Annotated in this window: 16 protein-coding genes; 11 read left to right on the plus strand and 5 right to left on the minus strand. The window is 73.5% G+C overall.

Annotated elements, in window-relative coordinates; genetic code table 11:
* Positions 1–20 precede the first annotated feature (20 nt).
* The gene (locus tag ABD879_RS00175; protein WP_345016124.1) at positions 21–1025 is read left to right on the plus strand and encodes a PaaX family transcriptional regulator; all 1005 of its coding nucleotides are present in this window, start codon (positions 21–23) and stop codon (positions 1023–1025) included.
* 57 nt (positions 1026–1082) lie between these two features.
* Here ABD879_RS00175 and ABD879_RS00180 read toward each other — a convergent pair whose 3' ends face one another.
* Both ABD879_RS00180 and ABD879_RS00185 read right to left on the minus strand, forming a co-directional pair.
* Positions 1083–2327: a CaiB/BaiF CoA transferase family protein gene (locus ABD879_RS00180; RefSeq protein WP_345016126.1), complete on the minus strand. Its 1245-nt coding sequence runs from the start codon at positions 2325–2327 to the stop codon at positions 1083–1085.
* Complete coding sequence (locus ABD879_RS00185; RefSeq protein ID WP_345016128.1) at positions 2324–2968, minus strand: GntR family transcriptional regulator; 645 nt, start codon at positions 2966–2968, stop codon at positions 2324–2326. Before ABD879_RS00185 ends, ABD879_RS00180 begins: the two co-directional genes overlap by 4 nt.
* 21 nt (positions 2969–2989) lie before the next feature.
* On the opposite strand from ABD879_RS00185, the gene ABD879_RS00190 reads away from it, so the two are divergent.
* Positions 2990–3928 carry a hydroxymethylglutaryl-CoA lyase gene (locus tag ABD879_RS00190; RefSeq protein ID WP_345016316.1) on the plus strand — a complete coding sequence of 313 codons (939 nt, stop codon included), beginning with the start codon at positions 2990–2992 and terminating at the stop codon, positions 3926–3928.
* On the opposite strand, the gene ABD879_RS00195 is transcribed toward ABD879_RS00190, so the two are convergent.
* Together ABD879_RS00195 and ABD879_RS00200 are read right to left on the minus strand one after the other, a co-directional pair.
* Entirely contained in the window at positions 3925–5277 is a 1353-nt protein-coding gene (locus tag ABD879_RS00195) for a phosphotransferase family protein (protein WP_345016130.1), read from the minus strand. The two genes, ABD879_RS00190 and ABD879_RS00195, sit on opposite strands and share 4 nt — an antisense overlap.
* Positions 5278–5401: 124 nt before the next feature.
* A complete protein-coding gene (locus ABD879_RS00200) occupies positions 5402–6037 on the minus strand; it encodes a TetR/AcrR family transcriptional regulator (protein ID WP_345016132.1) in 636 nt (211 codons plus the stop codon).
* Positions 6038–6239: 202 nt separating this feature from the next.
* Here ABD879_RS00200 and ABD879_RS00205 point away from each other — a divergent pair, with 202 nt between their 5' ends.
* The 5 genes from ABD879_RS00205 to ABD879_RS00225 all read left to right on the plus strand — a co-directional run bounded on the left by ABD879_RS00205 (position 6240) and on the right by ABD879_RS00225 (position 10866).
* A complete protein-coding gene (locus ABD879_RS00205) occupies positions 6240–6860 on the plus strand; it encodes a VOC family protein (protein WP_345016134.1) in 621 nt (206 codons plus the stop codon).
* Positions 6844–7485, plus strand: a complete 642-nt coding sequence (locus ABD879_RS00210) for a carboxymuconolactone decarboxylase family protein (RefSeq protein WP_345016135.1) — start codon at positions 6844–6846, stop codon at positions 7483–7485. The genes ABD879_RS00205 and ABD879_RS00210 overlap by 17 nt, the downstream gene beginning before the upstream one ends.
* Positions 7485–8651, plus strand: coding sequence for an acyl-CoA dehydrogenase family protein (locus tag ABD879_RS00215; RefSeq protein WP_345016136.1), 1167 nt, complete (start codon positions 7485–7487; stop codon positions 8649–8651). Before ABD879_RS00210 ends, ABD879_RS00215 begins: the two co-directional genes overlap by 1 nt.
* A 490-nt stretch (positions 8652–9141) precedes the next feature.
* Positions 9142–9657 (plus strand): DUF4189 domain-containing protein, encoded by a 516-nt coding sequence (locus tag ABD879_RS00220; RefSeq protein WP_345016137.1) that lies wholly within the window; start codon positions 9142–9144, stop codon positions 9655–9657.
* 273 nt (positions 9658–9930) lie between these two features.
* On the plus strand, positions 9931–10866 hold the full coding sequence (locus ABD879_RS00225; RefSeq protein ID WP_345016139.1) for an aldo/keto reductase: 936 nt from the start codon (positions 9931–9933) through the stop codon (positions 10864–10866).
* A 48-nt stretch (positions 10867–10914) separates the two neighbouring features.
* Here the strand turns inward: ABD879_RS00225 and ABD879_RS00230 are convergent, their stop codons facing one another.
* The gene (locus ABD879_RS00230) at positions 10915–11877 is read right to left on the minus strand and encodes a Gfo/Idh/MocA family protein (protein WP_345016141.1); all 963 of its coding nucleotides are present in this window, start codon (positions 11875–11877) and stop codon (positions 10915–10917) included.
* 381 nt (positions 11878–12258) lie between these two features.
* On the opposite strand from ABD879_RS00230, the gene ABD879_RS00235 reads away from it, so the two are divergent.
* The 4 genes from ABD879_RS00235 (at position 12259) to ABD879_RS00250 (ending at position 15582) form a co-directional block, all read left to right on the plus strand.
* Complete coding sequence (locus tag ABD879_RS00235) at positions 12259–13443, plus strand: NADH:flavin oxidoreductase (protein ID WP_345016143.1); 1185 nt, start codon at positions 12259–12261, stop codon at positions 13441–13443.
* Positions 13444–13499: 56 nt separating this feature from the next.
* Entirely contained in the window at positions 13500–14258 is a 759-nt protein-coding gene (locus tag ABD879_RS00240) for an SDR family oxidoreductase (protein WP_345016145.1), read from the plus strand.
* Between the two features lie 71 nt (positions 14259–14329).
* Positions 14330–15127: a thymidylate synthase gene (locus ABD879_RS00245; protein WP_345016147.1), complete on the plus strand. Its 798-nt coding sequence runs from the start codon at positions 14330–14332 to the stop codon at positions 15125–15127.
* Entirely contained in the window at positions 15124–15582 is a 459-nt protein-coding gene (locus ABD879_RS00250; RefSeq protein ID WP_345016149.1) for a dihydrofolate reductase, read from the plus strand. The genes ABD879_RS00245 and ABD879_RS00250 overlap by 4 nt, the downstream gene beginning before the upstream one ends.
* Positions 15583–16079 lie beyond the last annotated feature (497 nt).

Below are 16079 nucleotides of genomic sequence, written 5' to 3' on the forward strand. Positions count from 1 at the left end.
CCGACGATGAGGGGCGCCGGGTGACCGCGCCGACGACGACCGGCTCCCTGCCTCGGGGCAGGCAGGGAGCCGAGCCGCAGCGCCTGCTGACGACGCTGCTGGGCGACTACTGGTTCTGGCGGCAGGAGCACATCCCGTCGGCGGCGCTGGTCCGGCTGCTCGCCGAGTTCGACATCACCGAGGCCGGCGCCCGCGCGGCCCTGCGCCGGGTCGCCTCGCGGGGGCTGCTGACCAGCTCCCGCGTCGGCCGCACCACCGCCTACGGGCTGCCGCCCCGCGCCCACGACGTGATCGTGGCGCACATGCTGCGGCTGCTGACGTTCGGCGCGGCCACGCCGTCGTGGGACGGCCGGTGGACCGTGGTGATGTTCTCGGTGCCCGAGGACCGGCGCGACACCCGGCGGGCCCTGCGCGACGGGCTGCGCCTGATGCACTTCGGCGTGCTCTTCGACGCCGTCTGGGTCAGCCCCCACGACCGGACCGCCGACGTCGCCGCGCTCGTCCGCAGGCTCGGGGTGCGCGGGGTCACCGTGTTCCGGGCCGACGAGGTCGCCGACGAGGGCTTCGACCGGGTGCTGGAGCGCGCCTTCGACGTCAGCGCCCTGCGGGACCGGTACCTGCGGTTCATCCGCAGATACCGCAAGGAGGCCGAACGCGTCACCCGGCCCGGCATCTCGCCCGCCGACGCCCTGCGGCTGCGCACCGCGGTCATGACGGACTGGCGCGCGTTCCCCACCCTCGACCCCGACCTGCCCGCCGAACTGCTGCCGCCCGACTGGCCGCGCGCCGAGGCCCGGCGGCTGTGCGTGACCATCTACGACTCGCTCGGCGAGCTCGCCGAGCAGCGGTTCCGGGAGATCCTGGCCGGTCACGCCCCCGAGCTGGCGGACCTGGCCTCCCACCACACCTTCGCCCAGGCGTCCACCCTGCGCGCCGGCCACGAGCGGCGCTGGACCGAGTTCGACGAGACCACCGACCGGGACCGCTTGAGCATGCTCACCCATCCCCCCGACACGCCGGCCTGAACGCCCCTCCTCCGGCCGCGGTTCGCGCGCCGGGGCCGCACCGGCGGAGCCGTCGCCTCAGATCGTCCCGGCGGCGGCCAGGGCCTCGATCTCCTCATCGGTCAGGCCGAGCGCCCCGTAGACCTCGGCGTTGTGCTGCCCGAGGGACGGGCCGACCGAGCGCACCGCGCCGGGGGTGTCGGACAGCTTGGGGAAGACGCCCTGCATCGGGAAGTCGCCGAAGTCCGGATGCGCCATCCTGATGATCGCCTCGCGGGCCTTGAAGTGCGGGTCGGCGAGCATGTCCCGGGCCCGGTAGGTCAGGCCCGCCGGGATGCCGTTGTCGTGGAGCAGCTCCAGCAGCGCGGACGACTCCTGCTCGGCCGTCCAGGCGGCGATGAGGCCGTCCAGCTCGGCGGCGTTGGCGCCGCGGGCGCCGTGCGTGGCGAAGCGCTCGTCGTCGGCGAGTTCCGGACGGCCCATGAGGGCGGCCAGCCGCCGCCAGACCGTGTCGCGGTTCGCGGCGATGAGGACGGGGCCGTCCTTGGTCGGGTACACGTTGCTGGGCGCGACGTTCGGCAGCACCGAGCCGGTGCGCTCCCGCTGGTAGCCGGCGATCTCCCACTCCGGGATCAGCGACTCCATCATCGCCAGCACCGCCTCGTACAGCGCCGAGTCGACGATCTGCCCGCGTCCGGTCCGCTGCCGGGCGTGCAGGGCGACGAGCGTGCCGAGCGCGGCGAACGTCCCGGCGAGCTCGTCGCCCAGGGAGATCCCGGCGCGCGACGGCGGCCGGTCCGGGTCGCCGGTGACGTACCGGATGCCGCCCATCGCCTCGCCGATCGAGCCGAACCCGGCCCGGGGCGCGTAGGGGCCGTCCTGCCCGTACCCGGTGACCCGCGTGATGATCAGCCGCGGGTTGTCGGCGTGCAGGACCTCGGGCGCCAGGCCCCAGCGCTCCAGGGTGCCGGGGCGGAAGTTCTCCACCAGGACGTCGGCGCCCGCGATGAGGCGCCGCGCCAGCGCCTGCCCCTCGGGGGTGCGCAGGTCGAGCGTGACCGACTTCTTGTTGCGGGCGAGGATCGGCCACCACAGCGACAGCCCGTGCGGCTTCTCCCGGCCCCACTCGCGCATCGGGTCGCCGGTGCCCGGCGGCTCCACCTTGACGACCTCGGCGCCGAAGTCGCCGAGCAGCTGCCCGCAGAACGGCCCGGCCAGCAGCTGCCCCATCTCCACGACCCGCAGGTCGCCGAGGGGGCCGGGGGCCGCGCCGCCGGGTCCGGAGGGCGCCTCGCCGGGGCGGGGGGATGCGTCGTCGCTCAAGTCTCCTCGCTCTCGTCCGCGGTGAGCTCGGCCGCCGCCGCGCGGATGTGCGACCGCATCACCGACTCGGCCCACGCGGGGTCGCCCGCGGCGACGGCGGCGACCAGCTCCCGGTGGTGGTTCATGCTCCGGGCCAGCGCGTCCGCGCCGTACCGGCGGAACGTGCCGAGGATCAGCGGCGCGTGCATCACCGAGGTCAGCATCGCCGGCAGCCGCCGGTTCCCGGACGCCTCGATCAGCGCGGCGTGGAAGCGGGAGTTGAGCCGCGCGACCTCGGCCAGGTCGCCGTCCGCCGCCGCCCGCTCCATCTGCGCGCACAGGCGGTGCAGGTCGGCCAGGACGGCCTCGCCGGGCCGGCGGCGGGCGGCGCGCGCCGCCGCGTACGGCTCCAGCAGGGCGCGCAGCTCGAAGATCTCCTCCAGGTCCGCGCGGCTCCACCGGACCACGCGGGCGCCGCGGTGGGGGAGGACCTCCACCAGGCCGTCCGACCCGAGCCGCTGCAGCGCCTCCCGCACGGGGGTGCGCGACAGGCCCAGCGACTCGGCCAGCTCGGCCTCGCCGAGCCGGCTGCCGGCCGCGGCCTCCCCCGAGAGGATCATCTGGCGGACCGCCTCGTAGGCGGTGTCGGCGGCGCGGGGCATGAACCCTCCTTGCGGTATTGCATGCAATATAGTCGCGATTACGCGCACAGCTCCGGCTTGGGGGGCAGATTGCATACAACAGTCCTGGAAGTGGGCCCGCGCGACGGCCTCCAGAACGAACCGCGCACCCTCTCCCCCGAGGACAGGATCGCGTTCATCACCCGCTGCGTGGACGCCGGAACCCGCCGGATCGAGGCCGTCTCCTTCGTGAACCCGCGGCGCGTCCCGCAGATGGCGGGCGCGGAGGAGGTCATGGCGGGGGTCCCGCGCCGCGACGGCGTCCGCTACAGCGGGCTCGTCCTCAACCGGCGCGGCCTCGACCGGGCCCTCGCCGCCGGGGTGGACGAGGTCAACGTGGTCGTCGTCGCGTCGGACACCTTCTCGGTCCGCAACCAGGGCCGCACGACCGCGCGGATGCTGGACGCCTGGGACGAGATCGCCGCGGCCGCCGCCGACGCGGGCGTCCCGGCCGCAATGACGATCGCGACCGCGTTCGGCTGCCCCTTCGAGGGCGAGACGCCGCCCGAGCGCGTCGCGGAGATCGCCCGCCGCGCGCACGCCGCCGGGGCCTTCGAGATCGCGCTCGCCGACACGATCGGGGTCGGCGTCCCCGCGCAGGTCCGCGACCTGGCCCGCCGGACGCGGGAGGCGGCCCCCGGCACCCCGCTGCGCTTCCACTTCCACAACACCCGCAACACCGGCTACGCCAACGCGCTCACCGCGCTCGACGAGGGTGCCGCGACCCTGGACGCCAGCACCGGCGGCTTCGGCGGCTGCCCGTTCGCCCCGGCCGCCACCGGCAACCTCGCCACCGAGGACCTCCTCTACGCCCTGCACCGCAGCGGCGTCGAGACCGGCATCGACATGGCGGCGGTGGCCGCGACCGGCGCCTGGCTCGGCGGGCTGCTCGGCGCGCGGCCGCCCGCGCTGCTCGGCCGCGCGGGCCCGTTCCCGCGCTAGCGGGTGTTCAGGTAGGCGGGGTTGGCGACCAGCAGCTTGTCCCGCACGGACGCGCGGACCGCCGCGACCACCTCGTCCCGGCGCCCGTCCAGAGTGCCGTCGCGGATGGCCGCGGCCAGGGCGGCGTCGTCGGCGCAGCCCAGGGCGCGGAGCCGGGCGCGGTGCGCTTCCCGGTGCCCGTCCGCCAGCAGCAGCTCGCGGCGGGCGATGCGCAGCGCGCCCGCCGCCACGCGCGCGTGGAAGCGCAGCCGGTCGTCCGGCTGCTCGGCCGACAGCAGGAACCCGGTCACGGCGTCGATCAGCGCGTGCGCCGACGGCCGGTCGTGCGGTGCGGGCGCCTCCGCCGCCGCGCCGGACGCGTCCAGCGGATCGGCGGCCTTCTCCGGCTCGGTCAGCCCCAGCGCCAGCAGCAGGTCGTGCTCCTGCTCGCAGACCTTCCGGCCGAGCACCGCGTACTCGACCGACGGATCGGACCCGCTCAGGAAGCGCTCGGCCTGGTGCCGGCACAGCACCGCCCAGCGGAGCGTGCCGTACACCTCCCACCAGCGCAGCTCCTGCGGCGTGGGCGGGACGCCGCCCGCCGCCGCGTAGCCGTCCAGCAGGTCCTCGCGGGTGCCGAAGCCGCCGGCCGGCAGCGGCGAGCCGAACCGCCACGCCTTCACGCACAGCCAGCCGAGGTCCTCGGCGGGGTCGCCGGCGTGGGCGAGCTCCCAGTCCAGGACGCCGCGCACCCCCGACTCGTCGATCATCAGGTTGCCGTTGCGGAAGTCGCCGTGCACCAGCGCGCGGCGCCCGGACGACGGCGGACGGTGCTCCTCCAGCCAGCGCAGGGCCAGCTCGACGGCGGGCCGCGGCTCCCCGAACCCCCGGTGGTGCGCGGCGAGCTCGGCGAGCGGGTCGCCGGACGGCGGACCGGGGATCCGCTCCGGCGGGATCGTGTGGATCCGGGCGAGGACGCCGCCGAGCTCCCGGGCGAGGCGCGGCCTGACCCCGGCGAACCGGTCGTCGCGCAGCAGGCGGCGCGGGATGGTCTCGCCGTCCAGCCGCTCCATGACCAGATACGGGGTGCCGAGCAGCGCGTCGCCGTGCGCCACCAGGCGGGGGACCGGCACGCCGGCCTCCGCGGCGGCGGCGAGCAGGGCGGCCTCGCGCGCCATGCCGCCGGGGGGCGGGGCGGACGGGCCGGGGGAGGACGGGGGCTCGCGGCGCAGGATGAGGGCGCGGCCGTCCGCCTCGAACGACCACGTCTCGCGGCTCGCCCCGCCCGACAGGCGGCGCAGGCCCGTCACCTCGGCGGACAGCACCCCGGCGAGCGCCTCGCCCAGGCCGTTCGCGTCCGCGCCGCTCATGCCGGGGCCGCCCGTCGCGCGTCCGCGTGCTTTGCGGCGGGGCCGGTGCCGTCCGGAATCTGGTCCCCCGCGGTGATGCAACGGTCGGTGAGTGCCAAGGGGGCTCCTTCGGGGGTGCGGGCCCTCAGGCCGGGAGGCCGAGGGCGCGGATGCTGAGGGCGTCCAGGGTGTCCAGGAGGCGCTCGGTGTCGGGGGTGTCGTCGCCCTGGACGAACCAGAGGTACAGGGAGTGGTCCACCATTGCGGCCAGGGCGCGGGCGGCCATCTCGGCGTCGAGGTCGGCGCCGACCAGCCCGGCGCGCTGCCACCGCCGGATCACCTCCGCCAGCCGTCCGATCGCCCCGGCGCGGTGCTTGCGCCGCATCTCCTGGAACTCGACGTTGAACGTCGCGACCTGCTCGATGATCGCCATCATCCGCGCGTTGCGCCGGTACGCCTCGTAGTAGGCCCGGTTGGCGCGGCGGACGCAGGCGGCCGGCGACGGGCCCTCGGACGGGACGAGGGCGTGCTCGGTCATGTCCTGGAAGAGCCGGTCGGCGACCTCCAGGAACACCGCCTCCTTGGACGGGAAGTAGGTGTAGAAGGACCCGTAGGCGACGGCGGCGCGGCGGGTGATGTGGGCGACCCGCGTGTCGAGGAACCCGCGCTCCTCGAACACCTCGCGGGCGGCGCGCAGGATGCGCTCGCGCGTCCGGGCGCCCCGCTCGGTCAGCGGTGCCTGCCCGGCCGCCTCCTCGCCCGGCCCGGCCTTGCTGCGCATGCCCCGTGCCCCTCCTCAGCGGCGCCCGTGCGGGGGTTGACAACCGATGTGCCCAGGATCAGGATCCCGAGCATCGGGCAGAGCTGACATGACTGTCAAGTCAACTCCGAGGAGGAGCCCGTGCCGCGGCGGCCGTGCCGGTCGGCGGCATCGGCGGCGGGCGCCTCCTTGCCGCCGCACGCGCCAGGTACAGGGAGGTCTCATGACGGGCCCGAAGAACACCGAATTCGAACTGGGCGGCATCAACCACCTCGCGCTCGTGTCGTCCGACATGAAGCGCACCGTCGACTTCTACAGCGGCGTGCTGGGCATGCCGCTGATCAAGACCATCGAACTGCCGGCCGGCATGGGCCAGCACTTCTTCTTCGACTGCGGCGGCGGCGACTGCGTCGCGTTCTTCTGGTTCCCCGACGCCCCGGACGGCGTGCCCGGCCTGTCCGCGCCCGCCAACCGCCCCGAGCAGGGCGACCTGGTCAGCGCGGTCGGGTCGATGAACCACGTCGCCTTCCACGTCCCGCCGGACAAGTTCGAGGAGTACTGGCGGCGGCTGCAGGACAAGGGCGTCACCGTCAGCCCGATCATCAACCACGACGACAGCCCGCTGGGCATCGCACGCGAGTTCGACGAGGGCGTGTTCGTCCGCTCCTTCTACTTCCAGGACCCGGACGGCATCCTGCTGGAGTTCGCCTGCTGGACGCGCACGTTCACCGACGCCGACGTCTCCCACGAACCGAAGACCGCCGCCGACCGCACCGCCCCCAAGGCCGTCCCCGTGCCCGCGGCCGCGGTGAACGAGAAGGAGCAGCATGCCCCGACTGCGTGAGGTCCCCCGCGCCGAGGTCACCGACGAGCGCATCCGCTTCTTCTACGACCGCCTCTTCGGCCCCGACCGCGACCCCGCCGTCGACCACGGCACCGCCACCGGCTCCCCGGGCGACTGGTGGACGGTCTTCGCCCAGTCGCCCGACGTGTTCCGGCACGCCGTCCGCGGCTTCGCGCTCTACCGCAACGCCAGCCTCGACCCGGTGCTGCGCGAGCTCGGCCAGTGCCGGGCCGGCTGGGCGCGCGGCAGCCAGTTCGTGTTCTCCCAGCACTGCAAGCAGATGCGGGCGCTCGGCGTGCCGGAGGAGAAGATCAAGGCGATCCCGCACTGGCAGACCGCCGACTGCTACACGCGGCTGGAACGCGCCGTCCTCGCCTACACCGACGGGCTCGTGCTGGACGGCGGCCGCGTCCCCGACGAGGTGTTCGACGTCCTCAAAGAGCACCTGCCCGACAGGGAGATCCTCCAACTCACCTACATCACCTGCATGTACGACATGCACGCGACGATGGCGAAGGCGCTGCGCGTGGAGTTCGACGACCGGCCCGAGCCGGTGGTGGAGGTCCCCGCGCCGGACGGCTACGGCAGCCGCGACATCGCCGCCGACCTGACCGGGGAGGCGTGATGCTGTTCCCCGTGCCGGACCGCGTCCGGGACGTCCGCGACGCCCTCCACGCCTTCATGACCCAGCGCGTCGAGCCCGCCGAGCCGGTGCTGAACGCGGGCGGCCGGCAGTCCCGCGACCTGCTGGCCGACCTGCAGCGGCAGGCGAAGAAGGAGGGCCTGTGGGCGCTCGGGCACCCCGAGGAGCTGGGCGGCGGCGGCATGCCGTTCCTCGACTACGTCTACGTCAACGAGGTGCAGGGCCGCAGCGAATGGGGCCAGCTCGCGCTCGGCACGTTCACGCTCCAGGACTCGCTGATGCTGCACAAGTACGCCGGCCCGCGCTGGCGTGAGCGCTACCTCGCCCCGCTGGTGGCGGGGGAGGTGTCGCCGAGCTTCGCGATGACCGAGCCGTCCGTCGCCGGATCCGACCCGACCGGCATCCAGACCACCGCCGAACTCGACGGCGACGAATGGGTCATCCGCGGACGCAAGTGGTTCACCACGGGAGCCGCCGACGCCGCGTACACCACCGTCATGTGCCGCACCGAGAAGGACCCGCCGAGCCCGCACCGCGCCTTCAGCATGATCATCGTGCCGACGGACACGCCGGGGTACCGCATCGTCCGCGAGACACCGGTCCTCGGCCTGCACGGCGGCCACTACGAGGTGGCGTACGAGGACGTCCGCGTCCCGGCCGACAACCTCCTCGGCCCGCGCGGCCACGGCTTCGTCATCGCCCAGGACCGGCTCGGCCCCGGCCGCGTCTTCCACTGCATGCGCTGGCTCGGCCAGGCGCAGCGCGCGTTCGAGCTGATGTGCGACCGCCTCGGCGTCCGCACCGCGTTCGGGGAGCCGCTGTCGGACAAGCAGCTGATGCAAAAGCACGTGTTCGACTCCTACACCGAGATCCAGGCGGCCCGGCTGCTCACCCTCCAGGCCGCCGAGCGGATCGACGCCGGGGACCAGGCGCGCATCGAGATCGGCGCCATCAAGGTCGTCGGCGCCCGGATGCTGCACAATGTCATCGACCGCGCCATCCAGGTGTACGGCGCGGCCGGCCTGACCGACGACCTCCCCCTGTCGCGGATGTACCGGCACGCCCGCGAGGGCCGCATCTACGACGGCCCGGACGAGGTCCACATCCAGAGCACCGCCCGCCGCATCCTCAAGGCGGCGGCCCGCTGACCGGCGGTGCGCCGCCCTCCTCGCCGCGCCGGCGGAGGGCGGCGCACCGCGGCACCGACGCGCGGCCCGCAGGTCGCCGGAACCTGCGGACGACGGCGCGCGCGTGACCGGATGCGGCCGTCGCGGGGCGGGGCGGTCCGGAATGGGCGGCCCGCATCCGTTAACGCGTGTTCATGACGGGATTGAGCGGAAGCATCGAGAAAGTGTCGCGCCGCGTACGACTTGCCGCTGCGGTCGCCGAATCCCCGGGGCGTCACACGATGCGATTAACCGATTGCGCAATCACGTCATTCCGGTGGGAAAATCGCTATGATCGCCTAGATATCGACCTATCCCGGGAGCGGTCACAGTGCAACCCCCACAACCACCGCATGGCGGCTATCCGCCCGGCTACGGGCCCCCGGCCGGCCCGCCTGCGCCGCCCGGATCACCGGGATGGGGGCCGCCCGGCCCGCAGCCGCCCAACAACAACCCGGCCATCGTCATCATCGTGGTCTTCGCGGCCTTCGTGCTCCTGGTCGGAGGCGGGGCCGTGCTGTGGCTGCTGGTCGGTTCCGACGATTCGTCCAGCACGCCGACGGCCGCGAGGTCCACGCTGCGGATCCCGACCTACAGTCCACCGACGTACAGTCCTCCCACGTACAGCACGCCCACCTACGACCCGCCGACCTACACCCCCAGGGCGGCGCCGTCCACGGAGAGCACGTACGCCCCGCCGCGGCTGTACTACGGGGCCATCGCCGTGGCGCCCAACGGCGCCGTCGGTAAGTCCTGGGACTACAGTTCCGCGGCCGCCGCGAGGCGGCGGGCGCTGAACGAGTGCCCCGCCTCCGGCTGCAAGGTGCTCACGACCTTCGTCAACGGCTGCGGCGCGGTCGCCTACAACCCCAAGACCAACAAGTACTGGGGCGGCAGCGGCAAGACGCGGAGCGCAGCCCAGAAGGACGCGATCTCCAACGCGGGCGGCGGCCGCTGGATCACCTGGGTGTGCACCACGCGGTACTGAGCGGCCCAGGGCCCCGACCGCCAGAGGCCGTTCTGCTGCACCGGTAGGCGGGACGCCTCGCCCGCATCGGCGGAGTCGGCTGAGACGGCGGCGGACGGCGCGTGCGGTCACCGAGCGAGTCCGCCCCGTCCAGAACGGCGGCGATGAGCCATGCGTACAGTGCGTTCCGTGGGTGTCGGGCTGAGCGCCCCGGACACCCTTTCGCGTTCCGCGGCCGCCCGTCGCATCGTGGCCGGACGGGTGCGAGCGCCGCGTAGAGAGGACTGTCGGCCAGTGAAGACGTTCACCCTGCCCGGGACGGACATCTCCGCCCCGAATGTCGTGCTCGGTCTCATGCGCATCGCGGACAAGAGCGACGAGGAGATCCGCGCGCTCGTGCGCACCGCCCGGGAAGCCGGCATCGACTTCTTCGACCACGCCGACATCTACGGCCGGACGACGCACGAGTGCGAGCGGCGCTTCGCCGAGGCGATGCGGTTCACCCCCTCCGAACGCGACGCCGTCACCATCCAGACGAAGGTCGGCATCGTCCGGGAGGGCCCCTACTACGACCACTCCTACGAGCACATCGTCGCAACGGTCGAGGAGTCGCTGCGCGCCCTGGACACCGACCGCATCGACATCCTGCTGCTGCACCGGCCCGACGCGCTCGTCGAACCCGAGGAGGTCGCCCGCGCCTTCGACGAGCTGGAGGCGGCCGGGAAGGTGCGGGCGTTCGGGGTGTCCAACCACACCCCGGGTCAGATCGAGCTGCTGCGCCGCCATGTGCGCCAGTCCATCGTCGTCAACCAGCTCCAGCTGTCGATCACCCACGCCCCGATCATCGCCCAGGGCCTGACGGCCAACATGATGGGCGAACCGGAGGCGGCGACCCGGGACGGCGGCGGGATCGTCGACTACTGCCGACTCCACGACATCACCGTCCAGGCCTGGTCGCCGTTCCAGTCCGGACTCGTCGACGGCGTCTTCCTCGGCGCCCCCGAGCACGCCGAGCTCAACGCGGTCATCGACCGGCTCGCCGCGAAGTACGGGGTGCCGCCCATCGCGATCGCCACCGCGTGGATCACCCGGCATCCCGCCCGCATGCAGGTCGTCCTCGGCACCACCACCCCCGACCGCGTGGCCGGGGCGGCCCAGGGGTCCGACCTCCCCCTCACCCGCGCCGAGTGGTACGAGCTCTACCGGGCCGCCGGTCACCGCATTCCGTGACCGTTCGCCGTCCGCCGGCCGGGCGGCGGGCCCGACCGGCAGGGCAGGTCATTCGCCGGGGTAGACCACGCCCAGTTCGCGGCGGATCTCGTCGAGGACGCGCATGATCCGCAACGTCTCGTCGAGCGGGAGCAGGCCCGACTCCAGGCGCCCGGCGGCGACGCACCGCGCCGCCTCGGCGGCCTCGTAGCACAGCCCGCCGTCACGCTGGGCCGGGGCGAACGTGTCCAGCAACTCGCCCTCGCGGCCGACCAGCCGGACCGCCGCCGGCGCGTAGAACGGCCCCTCGATCTCCAGGCGCGCCAGCGTTCCCGACACCGACGCCGTCGTCGGCGTGCGGGTGAACAGCGTTGTGTTCAGCACACCGTGCGCCCCGGCCGCATTGGTCACCACGATCGACGCCTGCCCGTCGACCCCGGTGAACGCCTTGGTGCCGACGGCGGTGATCGACGTGAAGGGGCCCAGCACCATCGACGCGAACGACACCGGGTAGACCCCGAGGTCCAGCAGGGCCCCGCCCGCCAGTTCCGGCGCGAACAGGCGGGACGTCGCGTCGGGCTTCATGTACTGGCCGTGGTCGGCGACGACGGTCCGCACCTCGCCGAGCATCCCGGATTCGAGCACCTGCCGGACCACGTCGATGTGGGGCAGGAACCGCGTCCACATCGCCTCCATCAGGAACACGCCCCGCCGGCGGGCGGCCTCGATGAGCCGCTCGGCCTCGCGGGCGTTGCGGGTGAACGCCTTCTCCACCAGCACATGCCGGCCGGCCTGGATCGCCTGCATGGCATGGGCGAAGTGCTCCGAATGCGGCGACGCCACGTACACGATGTCCACGCGATCGTCAGCGAGAAGCTCGGCGTAGCCGCCGTACGACGCCGCTATGCCGAACCGGTCGGCGAACGCCCGGGCCCGGCCCGCGTCACGCGAACCCACCGCCACCACGCGCTGCTCGGTGTAGGTGTGCAGAGCGCGGGTGAAAGTCGCCGCGATCCCTCCGGGGGCGATCACCCCCCACTTCAGGGCCGGTGCCTCACGCGGAGACGGCGTGCGCGGCGCGGGCAGCACACCCGCGGGTGAGGCTTCACGCTCGTGCCCGTCAGCCGGAAGGGTCTGCGACATGTAACTCCCATCAGCCAATCGCGTGTCGTCGCGGGTCAGGGCGCCGCCCGGCTCTCGTCGTCGGGGCGGCCGCGGGGCGCTGGCATCCAATCAGGCGACGGGGCGGCGACACAACCGGCATTTCACACTCGCGACGCCGACGGCGCGCCATCGAGCGGCGCGGACATATCCGCGCCCGCCCCCTTCTTCAAATAGTCATCAATCAGTGATTGACTCAAGGTGCGCCGCGCGGCCCGCGCACCGCCGGACCCGTCCCGAGGAGACCCCCGCATGGACCCCACGGACAGCAGCGACACCGTCCCCGACGTGTTCGGACCGGCCCGGCTCGGTCCGCTCACCCTGCGCAACCGCGTCATCAAGGCCGCGACGTTCGAGCACAGGAGCAGGGGCGCGCTGGTCACCGACGACCTGATCGAGTTCCACCGGCGGCACGCCGCGGGCGGGGTCGGCATGACGACCGTCGCCTACTGCGCGGTGTCCCCGGAGGGCCGCACCGAGCGCGACCAGATCTGGATGCGGCCCGAGATCCTGCCCGGCCTGCGCCGGCTGGCCGACGCGGTGCACGCCGAGGGGGCCGCCGTCTCGGCGCAGATCGGGCATGCCGGCCCGGTCGCCAACGCCGCGTCCACCGGCCTGCCCGCCCTGGCCCCGTCCGGCGCGATCAGCCCGCTCAGCCTGCGCCGGACCCGCGCGGCCACCGCCGCCGACATCGAACGGATCACCCGCGCGCACGCCGCCGCCGCGCTGCTGGCCGCCGAGGCGGGCTTCGACGCGGTGGAGATCCACATGGGGCACAACTACTTCACCAGCGCGTTCCTCAGCCCGCGGCTCAACCGGCGCCGGGACGGCCACGGCGGGTCGCTGGCCAACCGCGCCAAGGTCGCCCGCGGCATCGCCCGCGCCGTCCGCGACGCGGTCGGCGACCGCATCGCCGTCCTGGCCAAGCTCAACATGGACGACGGCGTCCCCGGCGGATTCCGGCTCGACGAAAGCCTGCAGGTCGCCCGGTGGCTGGAACAGGACGGCAACCTGGACGCCCTCGAACTGACCGCCGGAAGCTCACTGCTCAACCCGATGTACCTGTTCCGCGGGGACGCGCCGGTGCGCGAGTTCGCCGCGGCCCTCCCGCAGCCGCAGCGGCTGGCCGTCCGGCTGGTGGGCGGCAGGTTCCTCCGCGCCTACCCCTATCGGGAGGCGTTCCTGCTGGACGGCGCCCGCCGGTTCCGGGCCGCCCTGACGATGCCGCTCGTCCTGCTGGGCGGCATCACCCGGCGCGCCACGATGGACCGGGCGATGGCCGAGGGGTTCCAGTTCGTCGCCATGGCCCGCGCCCTGCTGCGCGAACCCGACCTGGTCGACCGCATCCGGACAGAGCCCGCCACCCGGTCGCTGTGCATCCACTGCAACAAGTGCATGCCGACGATCTTCAGCGGAACCCGCTGCGTCCTCGCCTGACGGCGGCCACCCGCCCGCCGCGGCCGGCGGCGCGGGCCACACGGAGGAGGAAGGGAATGAACGGACGGCTGGCCGGGCGTGTGGCGCTCATCAGCGGAGCCGCATCGGGCATGGGCGCCGCGCACGCCCGCGCGTTCGTCGAGCACGGCGCGCGGGTCGTGCTGGGCGACATCGCCGACGAGGCGGGCCGCGGGCTGGCGGAGGAACTCGGCGACGCCGCGGCCTACGTGCACCTGGACGTCACCCGGGCGCGCGACTGGGAGGCGGCCGTCGCCGCGACCGTGCAGCGGTTCGGCCGCCTCAACGTGCTGGTCAACAACGCCGGCATCCTGGACGGCGGCCCGCTCGGCACCTACACCGAACAGCAGTGGCGGCGGATCCTGGACGTCAACCTCACCGGCCCCTTCCTGGGCCTGACGGCCGCCCGCGACGCGCTGGCGGCGGCCCGCCCCTCCTCGGTCATCAACATCTCCTCGGCCGCCGGCCTGCGGGGCGTGGCCGGCATGCACGGCTACACCGCCTCCAAGTTCGGGCTGCGCGGCCTCACCAAGTCCGCCGCCCTGGAACTGGCCGCCGACGGCGTGCGGGTGAACTCCGTCCACCCCGGTGCCGTGCTGACCCCGATGATCGCCGGTTCGGCCGCCGAGGACGCGGCGCGCGAGGTGGACCGCACCCAGAGCACGCTGACCCGCCTGGCGCTGCCCGAGGAGGTCACCGCACTCGTGGTGTACCTGGCCAGTGAGGAGTCCGGCTTCTGCACCGGCGCCGAATTCCTCGTCGACGGAGGCATCACCGCGGGCATCGGCAACACCTGACGTCCCGGCGCGGATGCCGGCCAACCCCTGGTCAGATGCCCTGTCCGGCCGAGGTGACTAGGCTTGCGGCCATGCCGGACACACAGTACGAAGACCTGCTCCGCCATGTGCTCGACACCGGCGTCCGCAAGAAGGACCGGACCGGCACGGGCACCCGGTCGGTCTTCGGCCACCAGCTGCGCTACCGGCTGTCCGACGGCTTCCCGCTGATCACGACGAAGAAGGTGCACTTCCGCTCGATCGCCTACGAGCTGCTGTGGTTCCTGCGCGGCGACTCCAACGTCGCATGGCTGCGCGAGAACGGCGTCACGATCTGGGACGAGTGGGCCGCGCCGGACGGCGACCTCGGCCCGGTCTACGGCGTGCAGTGGCGGTCGTGGCCGACCCCGGACGGCGAACACATCGACCAGATCAGCGAGGTGCTGCGCACGCTCCGCGAGGACCCCGACTCCCGGCGGATCATCGTGTCCGCGTGGAACGTCGCCGACATCCCGCGCATGGCGCTGCCGCCCTGCCACGCGCTCTTCCAGTTCTACGTCGCCGACGGCGAACTGTCCTGCCAGCTCTACCAGCGCAGCGCGGACCTGTTCCTCGGCGTGCCGTTCAACATCGCCGGCTACGCGCTGCTCACGCACATGATCGCCCAGCAGGTCGGCCTCGGCGTCGGCGACTTCATCTGGACCGGCGGCGACTGCCACATCTACGACAACCATGAAGAGCAGGTCCGTACGCAGCTCGCACGGGACGCGCGGCCCTTCCCCACGCTGCGCCTGAAGCCGGCGGACGGCCTGTTCGACTACACCTACGAGCATTTCGCGCTCGAGGGCTACGACCCGCACCCCGCCATCAAGGCCCCGGTGGCGGTGTGATCGGTCTCGTCTGGGCGCAGTCGGCCAACGGCGTCATCGGCCGCGACGGCGCGCTGCCGTGGCACCTGCCGGAAGACCTCAAGCACTTCCGCGCCCTGACCGCGGGCGCCGCGGTGCTCATGGGCCGCCGCACATGGCAGTCGCTGCCGCCGCGGTACCGGCCGCTGCCGGGCAGACGCAACCTCGTCCTCTCCCGCACGCCGCAGGAGGGGGTGGAGACGTTCCCCAGCCTGCGGCAGGCGCTCGACGCGGTGTCCGGAGACGTGTGGGTGATCGGCGGCGCGGCCGTGTACAAGGCGGCGCTGCCGCTGGCCGACCGGATCGTGGTGACCGAGATCCGGGAGCTGTTCGAAGGCGACACCTACGCGCCGACCGTGGGGCGCCCGCCGGACTCGGTGGGGCCCTGGCAGGAGTCCTCGACCGGCCTGCACTACCGCTTCCTGACCTGGGGCTGACCCCGCCACCGCCGCTCCACCCTGCCACCTCCATCTGCCCGCGCCCCCTCGCCGCAGGAAGCGTCCGTGGGCAGGCGGCAAGTCGAGCGCCTGGTAGACCCTGCCCAGCGCCTTATGTCCTGCTCGGCTGTCACGCCCAGAGGTTTCGGGCTGATGGCCGTACACCTCTAAGGCGCGTCCGGTGGATCATGGTGGACCCGCAGCGACGCCAAAGGCTGGGGTGCTCCGGCTCGATGGCGACGGGCAAGCCCGGCCTGACGGGGGGCGATGCTGTGCCTCAGTTCGGGTCGATCGGTGCGGTGTTCGACCACGTTGCGGTGTTCGACCACGTTGCGGTGTTCGACCACGTTGCGGTGTCGGCAGGGCGGCTGCATCGGAGACGGGCGCGCAGCCGCCAAGATCCGCCGGACACAACCAGGGTGTGTCCGGCGGTCCATAGCGGACCCGCAGGGACAAGGCTGATCACGGCCTCTGCGGCGGGCCTGCTCGGCCCGGCG

Source organism: Actinomadura keratinilytica (assembly GCF_039539665.1).
GTDB classification, from domain to species: Bacteria; Actinomycetota; Actinomycetes; order Streptosporangiales; family Streptosporangiaceae; genus Spirillospora; species Spirillospora keratinilytica.